15 protein-coding genes are annotated in these 16,188 nt (G+C 67.3%); 5 read left to right on the top strand and 10 right to left on the bottom strand.

Annotated elements, in window-relative coordinates; all coding sequences use genetic code 11:
- Nucleotides 1-102 precede the first annotated feature (102 nt).
- The 6 genes from ACODRW_RS18695 to ACODRW_RS18670 form a co-directional block, all read right to left on the bottom strand.
- Entirely contained in the window at nucleotides 103-2,358 is a 2,256-nt protein-coding gene (locus ACODRW_RS18695) for a TonB-dependent receptor domain-containing protein (protein ID WP_488906419.1), read from the bottom strand.
- A 159-nt stretch (nucleotides 2,359-2,517) separates the two neighbouring features.
- Complete coding sequence (locus ACODRW_RS18690) at nucleotides 2,518-4,653, bottom strand: S9 family peptidase (RefSeq protein ID WP_488906418.1); 2,136 nt, start codon at nucleotides 4,651-4,653, stop codon at nucleotides 2,518-2,520.
- Nucleotides 4,654-4,739: 86 nt separating this feature from the next.
- A complete protein-coding gene (locus ACODRW_RS18685; protein ID WP_488906417.1) occupies nucleotides 4,740-5,504 on the bottom strand; it encodes an energy transducer TonB in 765 nt (254 codons plus the stop codon).
- A gap of 1 nt (nucleotide 5,505) precedes the next feature.
- On the bottom strand, nucleotides 5,506-5,925 hold the full coding sequence (gene exbD / locus ACODRW_RS18680) for a TonB system transport protein ExbD (protein ID WP_235089616.1): 420 nt from the start codon (nucleotides 5,923-5,925) through the stop codon (nucleotides 5,506-5,508).
- Nucleotides 5,926-6,696: a tonB-system energizer ExbB gene (gene exbB, locus ACODRW_RS18675; protein WP_227107365.1), complete on the bottom strand. Its 771-nt coding sequence runs from the start codon at nucleotides 6,694-6,696 to the stop codon at nucleotides 5,926-5,928.
- 91 nt (nucleotides 6,697-6,787) lie between these two features.
- Nucleotides 6,788-7,630, bottom strand: coding sequence for a ChaN family lipoprotein (locus ACODRW_RS18670; protein WP_488906416.1), 843 nt, complete (start codon nucleotides 7,628-7,630; stop codon nucleotides 6,788-6,790).
- A gap of 346 nt (nucleotides 7,631-7,976) precedes the next feature.
- Here ACODRW_RS18670 and ACODRW_RS18665 point away from each other — a divergent pair, with 346 nt between their 5' ends.
- From ACODRW_RS18665 to ACODRW_RS18650, 4 genes are all read left to right on the top strand, one after another.
- Nucleotides 7,977-8,573, top strand: a complete 597-nt coding sequence (locus ACODRW_RS18665) for a TetR/AcrR family transcriptional regulator (RefSeq protein WP_107799942.1) — start codon at nucleotides 7,977-7,979, stop codon at nucleotides 8,571-8,573.
- A gap of 91 nt (nucleotides 8,574-8,664) precedes the next feature.
- Nucleotides 8,665-9,405: an NADPH-dependent oxidoreductase gene (locus ACODRW_RS18660; protein WP_227107361.1), complete on the top strand. Its 741-nt coding sequence runs from the start codon at nucleotides 8,665-8,667 to the stop codon at nucleotides 9,403-9,405.
- A gap of 48 nt (nucleotides 9,406-9,453) precedes the next feature.
- The gene (gene nemA / locus ACODRW_RS18655) at nucleotides 9,454-10,554 is read left to right on the top strand and encodes an N-ethylmaleimide reductase (RefSeq protein WP_107799944.1); all 1,101 of its coding nucleotides are present in this window, start codon (nucleotides 9,454-9,456) and stop codon (nucleotides 10,552-10,554) included.
- A gap of 432 nt (nucleotides 10,555-10,986) precedes the next feature.
- Nucleotides 10,987-11,409 carry a hypothetical protein gene (locus tag ACODRW_RS18650; protein WP_146176674.1) on the top strand — a complete coding sequence of 141 codons (423 nt, stop codon included), beginning with the start codon at nucleotides 10,987-10,989 and terminating at the stop codon, nucleotides 11,407-11,409.
- Between the two features lie 90 nt (nucleotides 11,410-11,499).
- Here the strand turns inward: ACODRW_RS18650 and ACODRW_RS18645 are convergent, their stop codons facing one another.
- Both ACODRW_RS18645 and ACODRW_RS18640 read right to left on the bottom strand, forming a co-directional pair.
- Entirely contained in the window at nucleotides 11,500-12,171 is a 672-nt protein-coding gene (locus ACODRW_RS18645; RefSeq protein WP_146176675.1) for a UPF0149 family protein, read from the bottom strand.
- Between the two features lie 93 nt (nucleotides 12,172-12,264).
- Nucleotides 12,265-13,953 carry an AMP-binding protein gene (locus ACODRW_RS18640; RefSeq protein ID WP_107799947.1) on the bottom strand — a complete coding sequence of 563 codons (1,689 nt, stop codon included), beginning with the start codon at nucleotides 13,951-13,953 and terminating at the stop codon, nucleotides 12,265-12,267.
- A 147-nt stretch (nucleotides 13,954-14,100) separates the two neighbouring features.
- Between ACODRW_RS18640 and ACODRW_RS18635 the strand changes: the two genes are divergently transcribed.
- A complete protein-coding gene (locus ACODRW_RS18635) occupies nucleotides 14,101-14,499 on the top strand; it encodes a MerR family transcriptional regulator (protein ID WP_107799948.1) in 399 nt (132 codons plus the stop codon).
- Nucleotides 14,500-14,618: 119 nt separating this feature from the next.
- Here the strand turns inward: ACODRW_RS18635 and ACODRW_RS18630 are convergent, their stop codons facing one another.
- Nucleotides 14,619-15,236 carry a nitroreductase family protein gene (locus ACODRW_RS18630; RefSeq protein ID WP_227107356.1) on the bottom strand — a complete coding sequence of 206 codons (618 nt, stop codon included), beginning with the start codon at nucleotides 15,234-15,236 and terminating at the stop codon, nucleotides 14,619-14,621.
- 45 nt (nucleotides 15,237-15,281) lie between these two features.
- Complete coding sequence (locus tag ACODRW_RS18625; RefSeq protein WP_488906452.1) at nucleotides 15,282-16,184, bottom strand: EamA family transporter; 903 nt, start codon at nucleotides 16,182-16,184, stop codon at nucleotides 15,282-15,284.
- Nucleotides 16,185-16,188 lie beyond the last annotated feature (4 nt).

Here is a 16,188-nt window from a genome sequence, read left to right as displayed (position 1 = left end):
AGACGACCTGGCTTTGAACCTGTTTATGATCTCGCGAGCTCAGGCGAGACAAGGCGTTTTCAACGCCGTATCGCCGGCGCGCAGCAAATCGTACGCAGCTTCTTAAAAGCGCAGTTCGGTGGCCAGCATATAACTGCGGCCGCGCGCCGTGCTGTTGGGCGAGATGTCGGGCGACTGCGACGGAAGCGAATTCAAGGTGTTCAGCGGCTCGGAGTAGCTGCGGTTGGCCAGGTTGCGCACGCCGGCGCGGATCAGCCATTGCTTGTTGACGCGATAGCTGGCGTAGAGGTCGATGATGACCGGATTGGCCTTCTGCTCCTCCTTGAGATAGGCGCTGGTACTGTCGTCCTGCAACTGGTCCGGCGACAGCCGGCGGTTGGCGCCGTCGCGCTTGAACAGCGCGCCCACTTCCAGCTTGCGCTCCAGCCAGCGGCTGCCCAGGTCCAGCGTGTAGTACTCGTCCGGCAGCTCGCTGACATTGCCGACGGAGAACATGCCGCTGGCGAAGGAGGTCGGCTGGCTGGTGTGCTCGCGGCTGTAAGACAGCCGCGCGTAGACGAAACCGGCGTCATAGTCCGCCTCCAGCTCGAAACCGCGGGTGCGCACCGGGGTCAGCGAATTGGTGTAGATGGTCATGCCGTCGTTGTAGTCGTCGGAGCCATTGGACCAAAACTCGTCCAGCGTGCACTTGCGTCCGCCCTTGCACACATTGAAGGCCTGGCTGGAGATGTAGTCGGCAATGCGGCTGCGGTAGAACAGCGCCTTGGTGCGCAGGGTGTCGCGCTCGCTCAGCAGGCCGTGGAACATCGACGTCACGCCCAATTGGTAGGTTTCGGCGTGTTCGCTTTTCAGGAAGGGGTTCATCGACTGGCCGCCGGAATTGGCGAAGAAGACCTCTTGCGGATTCGGCCCGCGCATGGTGCGCGCATAGCTGGCGAAGGGCTGGAACCAGGGTTTGATCTCGGCGGACAGCAAGAGCGAGGGGTTGAACGCGCTTTCTTCCAGCTTGATGTCGGCCGCGCCTTGCGGGAAGCATTCCACGCGCGGATCGCAAGCCGGCTTATGGCCGCTGAGCGCGAAGCGGCTGTAGTTGAGATCCGCCTGCAGCGTGTAAATGCCGCGGCGGAACTCCAGACCGGTGAACAGGCTGCGGATTTCCTGGCGGCCGGCCGGCGCGAATATATTGTTTTCTATCGCCTGCTGGTTGGCGTCCGGATTGTCGTCGGTGCTTTGCACCATGCTGTTCACATTGCGGGTGAAGCGGTTGCGCATCCACTTGCCGCCGACGCTCAGCGTGGCGTCGCCGCCGGCCAGGCTGAAGCGGCTGCTGTTGCGCGCTTCCAGCGCGTCGCCGATGTTGTCCGTGCTGCTGTTGTAGAAGCTGAACAGGGAACCGCGCTGATAGGCCTGGCGGCCGCGGCCGTGGCTGGCCAGCACGGAAAAGTCCAGCCATTCCGAATGCGGGGTGTAGTTGTACTTCAGGTAGAAGTCGTCGCTCTGGATGTCGCGGCGCACGAAGTTGTTGCGATAGCGCCGCGCGGACAGTTCCGCCTCGTGGACATCGCCCACGCGCAGATTGGCCTTGAACATCTGCGACTGCGGGTTCTGGGTGAAGTGCTCGTCGTAGCCGAAGCCGAAGGCCTCGCTGTCCACGCCCTGGGCGTTGCGATAATTGCCGCCTATCGAGCTGCTGCTGATCGCCCCCAGCAGGCCGAAGCGCACGCCGGGCGCCAGTTCCGTCCGCGCCGCGCCGGCCGCCATGCCGCTGCGGCCCAGGCCGTTGCTGCCCACGCTGTACTTCAGGCGCGCGCCCTGCTGTTGGCCGTCGAAGATCACGTCTTCCACGCCCAGAGTGCGGAAGTTGGCGCTGCCCGCCAGCGCGTTGACGCCGCTGGCGCCGCCGCCGGTGCCGCGCGTGACGTCGACGCCGACGATGAAGTTGGGATCGATCAGCGCGCCGAAGGAACTTGACGGCGCTGCGCCGTGGCTCAAGGAAGACGGCGCCGAACCGTAATAGTTCTGGCTGACGCCGTCTATCATGGTGTTGACCCGGCCCAGGCCGCTCAGGCCGCGGATATTGACGCTGACCGCGCCCTGGCCGGGGTCGATCTGGGTATAGGTGCCGGGAATCCCGCGCAGGATGCTGTCCAGCGATTGCAGCTTGGTGTTTTCACCGCGGCTGCTGACCGCGCCGGGTTTCTCCAGCGCGCGCTGCTCGTCGCTCAGCGCGTCTCCGGACACCACCAAAGGTTTGAATTCAACATTCCCCTGCCCGGCGGCGTTCTCCGCCGCGCTGGCCGGAGCGGCTGCCACCGCCAGCGCGGCGCCGACCAGCCGGGCCATCATTTTCTTTTTCACAAGCAAACTCTCCACAGTGATCGCCGTCCGCCGCGTCAGGCGCGAAAACGGACGGCTTGGAACAGGAGAGCCGCGGGCCAGGCGGCCAGGCGGGGGACGAAATGGACATGGCGACAGGCTCCAGCCCGCCGCCGGCGCGGCCGGCGGCGGGGATCAAGATTAGCTTCCGGCTTGCGCCGCGGGCGGGGACGGCGGCTCGGCGTCCACCGTCAGCAGGAAAGCGTAATCGCGCGCCGCCGCCTCCAGCCGGTTCAAGCGGCCGGACTGGCCGCGATGGCCGGCCGTCATGTCGGTGAACAGCAACAGGCGCTGGCCCGGCCATTGCCGCTCGCGCAGCTTGGCCACCCATTTGGCCGGCTCCCAGTACGGCACCTGGCCGTCGTGCAGGCCGGCGCTGACCAGCAGATGCGGGTAGCGTCGCGCAGCCACATTGTCATAGGGGCTGTAGGCCTTGATCCAGCGATAGGCCTCGGCCCGTTCCGGATTGCCCCACTCGCCGTACTCGCCCGTGGTCAGCGGCAGCGTCGGGTCCTGCATGGTGGAGAGCACGTCGACGAAGGGCACTTGCGCCACCACCGCGCGGAACAGTTCCGGCGCCTGGTTCATCGCCGCGGCCACCAGCAGGCCGCCGGCGCTGCCGCCCATCGCGTACAAGCGGCCGGGCGCGGCGTAGCCCTGGCGCAGCAGGCCGCGGCCGGCGTCGACGAAATCGTTGAAGCTGTTGATCTTGCGTTCCAGCTTGCCCTGGCGGTGCCAGTCCTCGCCCAGTTCCCCGCCGCCGCGCACGTGGACGATGGCGAAGACGAAGCCGCGGTCCAGCAGGCTGAGTTGCTGGCTGCCGAAGGCGGCGTCCATGCTGGTGCCGTAAGCGCCGTAGCCATAGGCCAGCAAGGGATTGCCGCCTTTGCGGAACAAGGATTTGCGGTAGACCAAGGACACCGGCGCGCGCGCGCCGTCGCGCATCGTCAGCCAGACCCGCTCGCTGCGATAGTCCCCGGCCCGATAGCCGGCGATCGCCTTGCGCTGCAACAGGCGGCTGCCGCCGCCGGCCATGTCCCACTCATAGGTGGAGGTCGGCGTGCTCATCGAGGAATAGCCGTAACGCAGGCGGCCGCTGTCCGGGTCCGGGTTGTAGGCCAGCCAGGCGCGGTAGCTCGGGTCCGGGAAAGCCAGGCTGCGCTCCTCGCCGCCCCGCCAGGCGATGCGGCGGATGCGGGTCAGCCCGTCCGCGCGCTCCTTAACCACCAGGTAGCGGCGGAACAGCTGGAAGCTGTCCAGCTCGCGCTTGGGGTCGGGCGGCAGCACCGCCTCCCAATCCGCGCCCGCCGCCGCCGCGCGGTACAGGCCGAAGCGTCCGCCCTCGTGGTTGGAACGCAGGTAGAAGCGGTCGCGGTAGTGATCCAGATAGTATTCGCGGCCCGGCCGGCGCGCGGCGAAACGCCGCGGCGGCGCGTCCGGCGCATGCGCGTCCAGCAGCCAGGTTTCCGAGCTGTCGGCGCTGCTGGCGATCAATTGCAGATAGCGGCGCGAGGCGGTATTGGACAGGTTCAGCGAGAAGGCCTCGTCGTCTTCCTGGTAAACCAGCGCGTCCCGGCTCTGCGGCTGGCCGGGGCGATGGCGGTAGAGCTGGTAGGGGCGCAGGGTTTGCGGGTGCAGCTTGACGTAAAACAGGCTGCCGCCGTCTGCGCTCCACTGCAGGCTGCCGGACGCCTGCTCCAGGGTTTCCGGCAGCCAGCGGCCGCTGGACAGATCGCGCAGCGACAGCCGCGAGGCGCCGCGCGCGCCCAGGTCTTCCGCCGCCGCCAGCATGGGCCGGCCGGCGGCCACGCTCCAGGCGCCCAAGCGGTAGTAACGCTGGCCGGCGGCGCGTTCGCTCCCGTCCAGCAGCAACTGCCAGCGGCCGCCGGCGGCGGGCTGACGCTCCAGCCGCGGCTGCTGGCCGCCCGGCGCATAGCTTTCGCGATAGCGCCAGCCGCCGTCGACAAAGGGCAGCGAGCTGTCGCGCTCGCCGATGCGCGCCCGCATCTCGGCCAGCAGCGTGCGGCGCAGCGGCTCGGCGGCCGCCAACTGGGCTTCGGCGTAGCGGTTTTCCGCTTCCAGATGGGCCAGCACGTCCGGCCGGCTGCGGCTGTCGTCGCGCAGCCAGGCGTAGTCGTCGACGCGCACATCGCCGTGCGCTTCCAACTTTTGCGGCCGGCGTTCGGCCTGCGGCGGCGCGTCTGCGGACGCGGCCGGCGCGAACGCCAGCAAGACGCCGGCCAGCGCCGCCGCGGACAGATGGGAATTCAACTTCATGCGAACCTCGATTCAGGATGCGCGCCGCCGGCGGCGACGCGAAAAACCGGATGGATAGGCGCTACAGGACGGGAGCGGAACCGGGCTTAAGATTCGCTCAGCTCGAAGCGCATCGGCATGCTGACGCTGACCCGGCCGCCCTTGAGCAGATCCGCCGGCGGCGCCGGCAAGGGCTGGGCACGCTGCAGCATGGCGGCGGCCTCGCGGTCCAGCGAGGCGGTGCCGGAGCCGGCCAATTGCTGGCTGGACAAGACCCGGCCGTCGGCGTCGACGACGAAGCTCATCTTGACCACCCCGTCGCGGCGGCGGCGGCTGGCGTCTTCCGGATAACGGCGGAAACGCGCCAGATGGCTTTGCACCCGTCCCTCCCAGCTCTGCTTCAGCGCGCGCGCCGCGCCCTCGCTATTGAACGGCGCGGCGGCGACCTCCCCGGCGTCGGCCCGCGGCGCGGCGCTGCTGGCGGCCGGCGCGGATTGCGAGGCCTGCTCGCTGTCCCGCGCCTCCGCCTTGTCCGCGGGCTGTTCCCGGCTTTGCCGCGCCGCCAACAGCCGCGGCGCTTCCGCCTCGGCCAGCTTGGGCAGCCGCTCCGGACGGCGCTCGGCCTTGGGCCGGCTGGCGGCGGCGGCCAGGCTTTGCTGCGCGCCGGTGGGCAGCGGACGGCTGGACGGCTCGGCGCTGACCTCCGCGGCCCACACCCGCATCACGGCGGCCGGCGCGGCCGGGGCCGGAACCGGCTCGGCCACGGACAGGTATAGGCGCAGCGCCAACAGCGGCGCCCCCAGCGTCAGCAGACAGGCGTTGCCCCAGCTGGCCAGCGGCAGCGGCGGACGATCCCATGCGGCGACGGCCATCTCAGCCGCCCTCGCGGGCGACCAGGCCGACGCTCAGATAGCCGGCCTCGCGCAAAGCGTCCATCACCGCCATCACGTCTTCGTAGCGCGCCTGGCGGTCTGCCTGGAAAAACAGCGGGGTGTCGCGACGGCCGCCGCTGTCGCGGTCCAGCCGCGCGGCCAGCTCCGCCAGCGTCACCGGCTGCTTGCCCAGTTGCAGCGAGCGGTCCTGATTCATCGACAGGTAGAGCGGCTTGTCCGGCCGCGGCTGCTGGCGCGCGCTGGAGGCCGGCAGTTCGATCCGGGTGTCCACGGTGGACAGCGGCGCCACCACCATGAAGATGATCAGCAACACCAGCATCACGTCGATGAAGGGGGTGACGTTGATATCGGACAGCTCCGCCAGGCCCTCGTCCTGGCTGCTGGGAAAACCGCCGGCCATTCAAGCGCTCTCCGCGCGGACGTCCAGCTCTCGGCTGAGCAGCAAGAGCGCCAGGCCGGCCGCCTGCTGGCTGCGGCCTTTGTGCCGGGCCAGCGCGCGGCTGAACAGGTTGTAGATCACCACGGCGGGGATGGCGGCCACCAGGCCGACGGCGGTGGCGAGCAAGGCCTCGGCGATGCCCGGGGCCACGGTGGCCAAGGAGCTGCTGCCGCTGCGGGCGATGCCGACGAAGCTGTTCATGATGCCCCACACCGTGCCGAACAGGCCGACGAAGGGCGCCACCGCGCCTATGGTGGCCAGCAGGCCGATGCCGGCGGCCAAGCGCCGCCCCTGCTCCGCCTGCCATTGCTCCAGCCGGAAGCCCGCCCGCGCCTGCACGCTGTCGCGCGGCGCGCCGGGCGAGGACAAGCGCAGCTCGGCGTCGGCTTCGGCCAGCAAGCCGCGGGCCGGCTCGTGCGCCGGCTGCGCGGCGCAGCCGGCGCGGGCCTCGCTCAGCGTGGCGGCCTCGCCCAGCAGGCTGAGCGCGCGGCCGGTGGCGCGGTCGGCGCGCCACAGCGCCGCGCCCTTGACCAGCAGCACCACCCAGCAGGCCAGCGCCGCCAGCAGCAGGCCCAGGATCACGGTCTTCACGACCGGGTCGGCGGCGCGGTACATGCCCAGCGCGCTCAGGTCGGCCGGCATGGCCGCGCCGGCTTCCGCCAGCGCCGTCAGCGGCCAGCACGCGCCTGCCAGCGCGCAGCCTGTCGCCGCTCGTTTCATGGTGTTCATCATCGGAAATCCAAGCGAAGTTTTATTTGTTCGAGTTGAGAATGTTATACGTAATGAGAATCATTATCAATATATAAGCGCAGCGCAACCGCGCTCAAGGCCGGGCCGGCGCCGTGAACCAGGCGTAATCGCCCTGGCGCGCGTCCAGCTTCATGCCCTCTTCCGCCAGGATCAGCACCCGCAACGGCGTTTGCGGCTGCAAATCGCGCACATGCAGCGGCACGCCGATGTCCGCGGCGGCGTGATAAGCGCCGGCGATCAACAGCGCCGGCGCCGGCGCCGCCAGCAGCCGCTCGGCCATGCGCCGGTCCCGCGCCTGCTGCACCGCCAGCATCGAGGCCAGGTGCTCGGCCTTGACCTCCCCGCCGTGCTCCTCGCGGATCAGTTCGCTCAGCTTGGCGCGCACCTCAGGCCGCGTGGACGCCTGGCCCGGCAATTGCACCTGGCTGCGGTACACCGCCTGCATCTCGTTCCTGTCCAGATTGGCCGCCAGCATCGGATAAGGCGCGCGCATCACATGCTCGGCCAGTTTGCCGTACAAGGGCCACGGCCAGCCCGGCAGCCAATCCACCGCCTGGGCGAGCGCGGCGCCGGACAGCGGCTGGCCGGCGCGCAGCCGGGCCTGCGCCTGTTCCACCTTGGCCTGCTGCGACGGGGTCAGCATTTCCAGCAGCACGCTGCCCTGCGGCCGCCGCGCCGCCAGTTCCGTCGCCAGCCAGCGTTCGATGCGGTGGTGCTCGCGGTTGTCGTGCTTTTCCCCCACCAGCAGCCGCGGCGCCGGGGCCAGCCGCTGCAACAATTGCGCCGGCTGCAAAACTTCGCCGCTGCGCAGGTCCACAATGCGGCCGGGCGGGTCTCCGGCCGGTTCGGCCTCCTGAGACAGGGCCGCGCAGCCGCTCAGCAGGACGATGGCCAGCAGCTTCCAGATTGACTTCATAGGGTTTCCTCTCGCATCGTCGGCTTAGAACCTGTTCAAAAATCTGCTGCGCTTCGTGCAGCGTTGCACGGTGAGCACCCGCTCAAAATACTCATATGCCACGCGTACCTTCCGCTTTTCGCTCGTTTTCGCCTTGTCTCGCTCTTGCTCGCGGGATCATGAACAGGCGCTTAGCGTAAAACCCGGCATTGTAGTTGCAATTGATTCTTATTATCAATATTTACCATGCTAAAAGCATTCCTCGCCCGCCTGATTCGCCGGCCTCGCCCTTGTCGCCAGCGCGCGCCTCTCCCAGGGATTGAAAAATTTCTTGAAACTAGACGACCGGTCTAGTAGACTTCAGCCCATGTCACGTCCCAACCAGTTTTCAGACACTCGCGAACACCTGCTGGCCACCGGCGAAGCCATCATCCTCGGCAAGAGCTTCTCCGCCGTGGGCCTGGCGGAAATCCTCGGCGCGGCCGGGGTGCCCAAGGGTTCGTTCTACCATTACTTCCGCAGCAAGGAAGGCTATGGCGTGGAACTGCTGCGTCGTTATTTTGAGAAATACGACGGCAGACTGGTGAGCTTTCTGTCCAAGGACGCCGGCAGCGCCCGCGATTGCCTGCTGCATTATTTCGACGGCTGGCTGGAAACCCACCGTTGCGATCAGCCGCAGCGCTGTTGCCTGGCGGTGAAGCTGGCCGCCGAGGTCTCCGACCTGTCCGAGCCGATGCGCGAGGCGCTGGCGGAAGGCATGGGTTTCGTGGTGCGCAATCTGGCCGCCTGCATCCGCCGCGGCCAGCAGGAAGGCTCGCTGGACGCGGACCTGCTGCCGGACGAGACCGCCAGCGCGCTGTACAGCCTGTGGGTGGGCAGCGCGCTGCTGTTCAAGACTCAACATTCGCGCGCGCCGCTGTTGGCCGCGATGGCGCACACGCAACAAATTCTGCGCGCGCCCTAGCCAAGGCGAGGCCGCGCCCTCCCCCGCTCCCCGGAGCGGGTTATTTTGACATTAAAACTAGACGACTGGTCTACTTGAAGGAGTCCCAAGCATGAACTCGACACTGGAACTAATGCAAGAGCACCGCAGCGTGCGCAGCTACCAGGACAAACCCATTCCCGCCGAGGTGCTGGACGCGGTGCTGGACGCCGCCTGGAAAGGCCCCACCTCCATCAACGGCCAGCAGGTGTCGCTGGTGGTGGTGCAGGACGCGGAGCGTCGCCAAAAAATCGCCGAAATCGCCGGCGGCCAGCCGTGGATCGCCCAGGCGCCGGTCTTCGTCGCCATTGTTCCCGACTTCTACAAAACCCGGATCGGCGTGGAAAAAGCCGGCGCCGAGCAAGTGATCCACAACAGCGTGGAAGCCTTCGCCGTCGGCGCGGTGGACGCCGGCATCGCCCTGGGCAACATCATGACCGCGGCCCGTTCCGCCGGCCTGAGCGTGGTGCCCATCGGCGGCATCCGCCGCGACCCGCAAGCCATGGTGGAACTGCTGGAGCTGCCGGAACTGACCTTCCCGCTGGTGGGCGTGGTGCTGGGCTACGCCGATCAGGACAGCGCGGTCAAGCCGCGACTGCCGCGCGCCAGCTTTGTGCACCGCGAACGCTACCAGGCTGCGGAACTGCCGGCTATGATCGCGCAGTACGACGCGTCCATCATGGATTACTGGAAGAGCATTCAGCGCGCCGACGGCCAGCCCTGGTCCGCCAACACCGCGCAGTATTACCGCAACGTGTATTTCCCGCAGGTCGCGCCGGTGGCGCGCAAACAGGGTTTCGGTTTCGATCTGTGATCGCGCCCGCCCACTTTTCCCCGCTTAAATAGAGCCAAGGACATCGCAATGCAAGCCGACAAACTGTTCACCCCGCTGCGCGTAGGCGCCGTGACCCTGAAAAACCGCGTGGCGATGGCGCCGCTGACCCGGCTGCGCAACACCGAGCCGGGCGACGTGCCCACCGCGCTGGCGGAAACCTATTACGCCCAGCGCGCCGGCGCCGGCCTGATCGTGGCGGAAGGCACCCACATCTCCCCCACCGCCAAGGGCTACGCCGGCGCGCCGGGCATCTACAGCGAAGCGCAAGTGGCGGCCTGGACCAAGGTCAACGCCGCGGTGCACGCCAAGGGCGGCCTGACCGCGCTGCAACTGTGGCACACCGGCCGCATTTCCCACCGCTCCTTGCAGCCGGACGGCGAAGCGCCGGTGGCGCCGTCGGCGATCCAGGCCGACAGCCGCACCAATATCCGCGCCGCGGACGGCAGCTTGGTGCGCGAGCAGTGCGACACCCCGCGCGCGCTGGAAGTGTCCGAGCTGGCCGACATCCTGGAAGACTATCGCCGCGCCACCGACAACGCGCGCCGCGCCGGCTTCGACCTGGTGGAAATCCACGGCGCCCACGGCTATCTGCTGGACCAGTTCCTGTCGCCGCAAGCCAATGTCCGCACCGACGAATACGGCGGCAGCGTGGCCAATCGCGCGCGCTTCCTGCTGGAGGTGGTGGACGCGGTGGTGTCGGAATGGGACGCCGAGCACGTGGGCATCCGCATCTCGCCGCTGGGCGTTTTCAACGGCATCAGCAATACCGATCAGCTGGAGATGGCGCTCTACCTGGCCGAGGAACTGGCCAAGCGCAAACTGGCCTTCCTGCACATCTCGGAACCGGACTGGGCCGGCGGCCCGGTGCTGGACGAGGGCTTCCGCCAGGCGCTGCGCCAGCGTTATCCGGGCGTGATCATAGGCGCCGGCGCCTACACCGCGGAAAAGGCGGAAACCCTGATCCGCCAAGGCTATATCGACGCCGCCGCCTTCGGCCGCAGCTATATCGCCAACCCGGACCTGGCCGAACGCCTGCAAAGCGGCGCGCCGCTGAACCCGCCGGACCTGGCCACCTTCTACGGCGGCGACGCGCGCGGTTACACCGACTACCCGGCGCTGAACGGCTAAGCCCGCCGCTCACCGCCAGGCACGCGGCGCGCCTCCCCCATGGGAGCGCGCCGCTTTTTCATGGCCGCACCCATCCGGGCTTGCCGGCCGGCTATTTTCCGCCCGCGGCCGATACCGGCCGCGTAAGCGAGCATTGACGGGCTTTTAACGCCCGGCCTGCGCCTTGACCGGGCAGCGGGCAACTGTGCACAATCGCTGCCGTGCCGTTCCTCGCGGCACCGGACTTGGCCGTCCGGCGAACTACACTGCGAACAAGCGCTTGAGCTTTGCGTTTGGATCGCTGCACTCGTGCGCGCTCACAATGGCGGGCCGGGTGGGGACACCTTAGCGGGTGTGCCGGAGTCGTGTAGTCCGGTCGGCCAACCCTGTTCGGTCTGCCACCTCCGCTTGGCCGTGGGGGTGGCAATGAAAAACCGCTACACGGAGGTGATCATGTCGATCAAAACCCCATCCCGCCGCCATTACCGTCCAGACCCGGACCCGACGTCCCGCGCGGAATTGCCGTTTGCAGCCAACGCGTCCAACCGGCGCGGCGTTCATTGCTGGCAAGTTCCGCCCATAGACGACCAACACGCCGCGCATTTGCTGGGCCGCGAATTCGCAGGACATTTCATCAAGTATCTGCAGGACAATCCCGACGACGGGCTGCGAAACCTGCTCGCCCAAATCGCCGCGGACATAGACTTTAGCGACGACAGCGCCGCCAAAGGCTATTGGGAAGGCTTCTTCAGCCTGCTTGAGCAAGTGCTGGCGCTGACCACCTCGCTGCTGGACGTATTCGATTACATCGACCGGCTCAACGCCCGGGAGGCCGCGGAACGCGCGCTAAAGCCCGCCGCCGCGGCCGGTACTTAACAATTTCAGCAAGCGCCAAGGCGCGCCGGCATGAAAAAAGGAAGCCTCCCGGCTTCCTTTTTTTAACGCCCGGCGCAACGCGCGGGACAATCAGTTGCGGCCGCAGCAGGCCTTGTACTTCTTGCCGCTGCCGCACGGGCAGACGTCGTTGCGGCCCACTTTGTCGCCTTCGCGGCGCACGGTGCTGGGTGCCTGCTCCTTGGCGCGCCAGTAGGTATGGACCGCGGCCAGCGCTTCCAGCATTTCTTCCTTGTAGCCTTCCACTTCTTCGTCGCTGAAGGTCAGCAGGTCTTCGCCGTCTTCCTGCTCGAAAGCGCCGCCCAACACCAGCATCGGCATCATCAGGCTTTCAAAGCCCTCGTCCTCGTCGGCCACTTCGAACCAATCGGTGTCCACCACGTCCAGCGCGTAGAGGAAGGCGTTGGCCCACGGCCAGTAGTCCGGCTCGTCGCTGTCGCTGTCGTCTTCCGCGTACAGGATCAGGTCCAGCTCGTCGCCGGCCGCCAGCGCGGCGGCGGTGGCGTCGTACAGCTTCTGCAGCAGGGTTTTCAGTTCCGCCGCGTCGTCCGCGTTTTCAAAGGCCGGCGCGTCGCCCAGCACTTCTTCCAGCCAGAAATCGGCGTCCACCGCGTCCGGACCGCACGCCAGCGCGGCGAAAAAGCCCTGCACTTCGTCCGGGCGCATGGTGCTGCCGCTGGCGGACAAGGGGGTCAGCAGGTTTTCCAGACGCAGCAGATCGGCGTCGTTGAATACGGTAGTCATGATGGATTCCTCAGCTTAAAGATCAGTCTGGCGGCATTGTAAGCCAAAAAGCCCCGGCAAGCCGGGGCTTTTGCTCCCATTGTTTGAGACGGGTCAGGCGGTTTTGCCGTCCGCCAGACCCAACTTCTCCTTCATCTTCTCCCGCATGACGAATTTCTGAATCTTGCCGGTGATGGTCATCGGGAAACTATCGACGAATTCGATGTAACGCGGAATCTTGTAATGCGCGATCTGCCCCTGGCAAAAAGCACGGATATCGTCGGCGTCGGCGCTTTCGCCGTCGCGCAGCCGGATCCACGCGCACAACTCCTCGCCGAAGCGCTCGTCCGGCACCCCGATCACCTGCACGTCCTGAATCTTGGGATGGCGGTAGAGAAACTCCTCCACCTCGCGCGGATAGATGTTCTCGCCGCCGCGGATCACCATGTCCTTGACCCGGCCGACGATGTTGACGTAGCCGTCCGCGTCCATCTCCGCCAGATCGCCGGTGCGCATCCAGCCGGCGGCGTCTATCGCCTCCGCGGTCTTGGCCGGGTCGCCCCAATAGCCGGGCATCACCGAATAACCGCGCGTGCACAACTCGCCGCTCTGACCGCGCGGCGTGATGCGGCCTTCCACGTCCACGATCTTCACCTCCACGTGCGGATGGATGCGCCCCACCGTGGCCACGCGCTTGTCCAGCGGCGTGTCGGTGGCGCTCTGGAAGCTCAGCGGGCTGGTTTCGGTCATACCGTAGCCTATGGTCACCTGGCTCATATTGAGCTGGCTGGTCACCCGCTTCATCACCTCGATCGGACACGGGCTGCCGGCCATGATGCCGGTGCGCAGCGTGGACACGTCGTAATCGGAAAAATCCGGCCGATCCAGCACCGAGATGAACATCGTCGGCACCCCGTGCAGGCCGGTGCAGCCCTCCTCCTGCACCGTGCGCAACACCTCCTGCGCGTCGAAGCTCTCCGCCGGAAACACCATGGCCGCGCCGTGGCTCAGGCACAGCAAGGTGCCCAGCACCATGCCGAAGCAATGATAAAGCGGCACCGGGATGCACAGCCGGTCGTCCGGGCCGAAGGCCATCGCCGCGCCGGCGAAGTAAGCGTTGTTCAGGATGTTGTGATGGGTCAGGGTGGCGCCCTTGGGGCTGCCGGTGGTGCCGGAGGTGAACTGGATATTGATCACGTCGTCAAACTGCAGCGTCTCGCCCAAGCGCTGCAACCCGGCTTTCTCCTCGGCCGACGGCGCGGCCATCAGATCGGCGAAATTAAACATGCCCGGCGTGCGCTGCCGCCCCAGACGGATGACGATTTCCAGCTGCGGCATGGCGGCGGACTTGAGCCGGCCCGGCTCGCTGGCGGCCAGCTCCGGCAGCAGATCCGCCGCCATCGCCAGGTAGTCGCTGCTCTTGAAGCTGGGCGACAGAATCAATGCGCGGCAGCCCACCTTGCTCAGCGCGTATTCCAGCTCGGAGCGGCGATAGGCCGGATTGATGTTGACCATGATCAGGCCGGCCTTGGCGGTGGCGAACTGAGTCAACACCCATTCCGCGTTGTTCTGCGACCAGATGCCGATGCGGTCGCCGGGCTTGAGTCCCAGCCGGATCAGGCCGCAGGCCAGCCGGTCCACCTGCTCGCGCAATTCCTCGTAACTCCAGCGTATCTGCTGATGGCGCACCACCAGCGCTTCGCGGCGGCCGTGCTCGCGGCAGGTCTGGTCGAACAACTGGCCTATGGTCTGGCCGATCAAGGCTTGCGGGCTGGCGCCGTGGACATAGCTGGGCAAGGTCATCGAATCTCTCTCTCCTGGTGGACGGTACGCATCGCTTTTGTTTTTTTCATTCATCCCACAAGTTGACGATTACGTAAACGTAAATCATGCTAGGGCTGAGAACGCGTTAAAAAAAAGCTACAATCGCCGCTTGCCTTGGAACACACCATGACCGAACCCGAATTCTTCAGCATCTCCGACCTGGCGCGCGACTTCGACGTCACCCTGCGCACCATCCGCTTCTACGAGGAACAGGGCCTGATAGAACCGCAGCGCGACGGCCGCCAGCGGGTGTTCAACCGCCGCGACCGCGCCCGGCTCAAGCTGATCCTGCGCGGCAAGCGCATCGGCCTGTCCTTGTCCGACATCCGCGAAATCCTGGACCTGTACGAGCAGGCCCACGACGAGGCCAGCCAGTCGCAAAAACTGCTGGACCTGGTGCTGGAACGCCGCCGCCTGCTGGAAGAACAGCGCCGAGACATCGACGCGGTGCTGGAAGAAATCACCCGCCTGGAAAGCCACTGCCGCACGGTGCTGGCGCAGCCGCCGGCCGCGCGCAGCGCCTGAGAACCTGTTTACGATCTGCTGCGCGTCGACGATACCGCGTTGGAACCGAGCTCAAAATGCTCATGCACCACGCGGACATTGAGCTGGCTCTCAAAACCAGTTCACGATCAAGCAGGCCATCAAGCCCACACCATCACCTCGGCCACCGGCCGACGCGGCTTCTGCGGCCAATTGCCGGCCGCCGCCCGCCCCACCGTCACCAGCATCACCGGCAACTCGTCCGCGCCCAGGCCAAACTCCCGCGCCACCGCGGCCGCGTCGAAACCGCCCATCGCGCAACTGGCCAGGCCGCGCTCCTCCGCCGCCAGCAGCAAGACCATCGTCGCCAATGAGGCGGAACGGATCGCCTCGTCGCGCTGCGCGCGCGCGTCGTCCCGGTGGGCGTTCTCCGCCGCGCGCAGCCAGCTGTCGCCGACCTCCGGCGGCAGAATGCCCGCATCCACCGCCGGCCGCAGCGACGCCTCCAGCCCGCGATGCGCGTTCAGCGTGCCGCAGCAGATGAAGGTCACCGCCGCGTCCGCCACTTTTTGCTGGCCGTAGCTGGCCGCCTGCAAACGGCGCTTGGCCTCGGCGCTGCGCACCGCGACGAACTTCCAGTTCTGCAAATGATAGGCCGACGGCGCGCGGGTGGCGGCGTTCAGCAACTGCTCGATCTCCGCGTCCGCCAACACATGGGAGGGATCGAAGTGATTGGCCGACACACGCTGGTCCAGCAGGGTTTGCAAAGCGCTCTTCATGAACAGACTCCTTATCTGATTGCTGCTGATTGATTCCATTACCGCTCAAGACCGCGCGCGCGCCGCGCCGGCCATGATCTGCTTGTCCGCCGGCGGCGGCGCGGCCATGCTGCGCTGCACCGCCAGCACGCTGGCCAGCACCGTGGCCAGGCCGGCCAGCTGCAGCGGCCCCAAGGCCTGCCCCAGCAACAGCCAGCCCAACAGCACCGCCGTCAGCGGGCTGAGCAGGCCCAGCGAGGACACCGCCACCGGCGACAGCCGCGCCAGCCCGCGAAACCACAATAAATAGGCCAGCAAGGCGCCGAACAGGCAGAGATAGCCGTACCCCAGCCACTGCGTCGCGCCCAGCGCCGGCAAGGCCGGGTCCAGCGCCCAGGCCAGCGGCGCCAGCATCAGCCCGCCCAGGGCCAGTTGCCAGCCGGTCAAGGCGGCGAGCGGCGCGCTCGGCCGCCAGCGCCGGGTCAGATAAGTGCCGCTGGCCATCGCCACCGCGCCGCCCAGCGCCGCCAACATGCCGACACCGTCCCAGACCGCGCCCGGCGACAACAGCAAGGCCGCCATGCCCGCCACCCCGGCGACGCCGGCCCAGGCGGCCACTCGCGCCGGGCGGCGGCCGTCCAGCCCCCAGGCCAGGCCCATCACCAGCAGCGGCTGGGTGGCGCCCAGCACCGCGGCCAGGCCGCCCGGCAAGCGATAGGCGGCCACGAACAGCAGCGCCTGGAACACGCCGATATTCAAGGCGGACAAGACCAGCAGCCGGCCCCACTCGCCGCGCCGCGGCAGGTGGCGGCTGGCCAGGATCAACAACAAGCCGGCCGGCAACACTCGCAGCAAGGCAGCGGTGAACGGCCGGTCCGGCGGCAACAGCTGGGTGGTGACGATATAGGTGGAGCCCCAGATCGCCGGAGCCAGCGCGGTCAACAACACATCGCTCCAACGGGAGGCCATCAGG

The organism is Chromobacterium sp. FG89 (assembly GCF_057808735.1).
This window is presented reverse-complemented; position numbering and strand designations above follow the sequence as displayed.